Raw genomic sequence first — 2,179 nt, 5'->3', positions numbered from 1 at the left:
TGTAGGCCTGCGGCTGGAAATCCTCGCCCCAGTTCATCGGCACGTTGCTCTTCTCGCGGCCGTCGAAGTTGCCGTTGATGCCTTGCACGAACACCATCAGCTTCGGGTTCGCGGCCAGCACGACGGCCGATGCGGATTCGGCCGCGGCCTTCCAGAAGTTGACCGGGTTGGCGGCGTTCGCGTCGCCGGTGCTCCAGCGCACGATGCCGTTGGGCTCGTTGTAGAGGTCGATCGCGAAGAAATGCGGCAGGTGGGCGTAGCGCTTCGCGACGAAGGCGAGGTCGCGCGTCCAGTTCTCCTTCGTGTAGGCCTGCTTGTTGTAGATGAGCCCGAAGTCGGCCGGGTTCGACACGAACCAAGTCGGGTACTGGCGCTGCATCGACACGCTGTGGAAATCGAGCAGCACGTACATGCCCTGGCGGTCGGCCTCGGCCATCCACAGGTCCAGTGCCTGCAGCGGCGTCTTGCCGATCAGCTCGGCGTTCAGGTTCGGATCGAGGTAGCTGAGCTGGTTGACCGGCGTCGGGTTGTAGAGCGTGTCGGGCACGAAGGGCACGCGGATCGCGTTGAAGCCCAGGCTCTTGATCTGCGCGATCTGCTGCTTCCAGCCCATCGCCCACAGGAACTGCGGCTGCAGGATGGTCGCGTTGAAGCCGAAATGGCTGATGCCGCGCAGTTGCAGCTCCTGCCCGGCCTCGTCGTAGATCTTGCCGGCGCGGGCGGTGTAGCCCGCGGCCATCGAGAGGGTGCAGGCGGTGGAAAGAAAGACGAGCGCGAACGCTCGCAGCGCTCGCTTCACGAGGCAGTTGTTCATCAGAGGGGGTGACTCCAGGGCAGCGGTCGGCGTGACGGCCTCCGGCGCGCCATGGGCGTGCTTGGCATCGGAGGGGCGCAAGGCACCAGAGCGATGAATCGTCTGTGCGCCAGCCCTCTTAAGATAGGTCGCGCACGCCGATAGTTCAGCGTCTATGCGGTAACGCACAGTAAGGAAAAAAAAACTTCCGGACGCGCATGTGCGATTGCCGGGCACTCCGTGCCGCATCGCGGCGTCGGATGCGCGAACGCCCTGCATGACCCTGCGCAGCGCGCGTGTTCGACACCGCACAGAGTCTGCGCGCGCGGCGTGAGATCGTGCCGTCGAGCGTGGTGCTCGGCGCGAGGTCTTCATGTCATCCACACGTACTGCCCTGGTCCTGGTGGCCGCGATGTTCGCGGCCGGTTGCGGTGGCGGCAGCGGTGGCGATGCGCCGCCGCCGCCGTTGCCGGCGGGCAGCGTCGCGCTGTCTGCGGCGAGCTACGCGGTGGCGCAGAACGTCGGGCTGCTGACGGTCACGGTGAACCGCGCCGACGGCTCGCGCGACGGCAGCGTGGCCTTTGCCACATCCGACGGGAGCGCGCTGGCCGGCACCGACTACACGGCCCGCAGCGGCACCCTCACCTGGGCCAGCGGCGACAGTGCGCCCAAGACGCTGTCGCTGCCGATCGGCAACGCGACGGCGAACACGGTCGACAAGACCTTCACCGTGGCGCTGTCGAACCCGACCAACGGCCTGGCACTCGGGGCGCCGGCCTCCGCATCGATCCGCATCACGCCCGCGACCGCCGCGACGGTGCCGGCGGTGCGCGTGCAGGGCAATCGCCTGGTGGATGCCGCCGGCAACGTGCTGCAGCTGCGCGGCGTCAGCTTCAGCGGCTTCGAGTTCGTCGCGATCGGCGGCTGGAGTCCGGGGGACCCGTCCGGCGGGCAGGCCGGGCAACCGGGCGGGCCGAGGTGGCCGGCCCTGCAGGCGTGGCATGCGAACACCGTGCGCTTCACGCTGAACGAGACCTCGTGGCTGGGCCTCACCTGCGTCGACACCGACGGCGTGACGCGCCAGGGCGACCCCGGCGGCAACTACCGCGCCGCCATCGCGACGCAGGTGCAGCAGGCCAACGCCGCCGGCCTGTACGTGATCATCGAACTGCATTGGGGCGCACCGGGCAACGCCTGCCCGATGGTGCAGACGCAGATGGCCAATGCGGACCACTCGCTCGATTTCTGGACCTCGGTGGCGACCGCCTTCAAGGGCAACGGCTCGGTGATCTTCTCGCTCTACAACGAGCCCTACTTCTTCGGCCTGGGCGCCGGGCAGGACGCGTGGCGCGTGCTGATGACCGGTGGCACGCTCGACTACTTCTT

2 protein-coding genes are annotated in these 2,179 nt (G+C 68.0%); one reads left to right on the top strand and one right to left on the bottom strand.

The genetic code is table 11. The features are described from left to right. A partial coding sequence (locus tag AC1D12_RS31540) for a glycoside hydrolase family 5 protein (protein WP_477845123.1) occupies positions 1–814 on the bottom strand: 814 nt, incomplete at its 3' end. Between the two features lie 352 nt (positions 815–1,166). On the opposite strand from AC1D12_RS31540, the gene AC1D12_RS31535 reads away from it, so the two are divergent. Further along, the coding region (locus AC1D12_RS31535) for a Calx-beta domain-containing protein (protein WP_477845122.1) at positions 1,167–2,179 on the top strand (1,013 nt) is incomplete at its 3' end.

It is taken from the genome of Rhizobacter sp. P1_G5, assembly GCF_056405435.1.
Note: the sequence above shows the minus strand (reverse complement) of the source record. Positions and strands in the feature narration are given on the sequence as shown.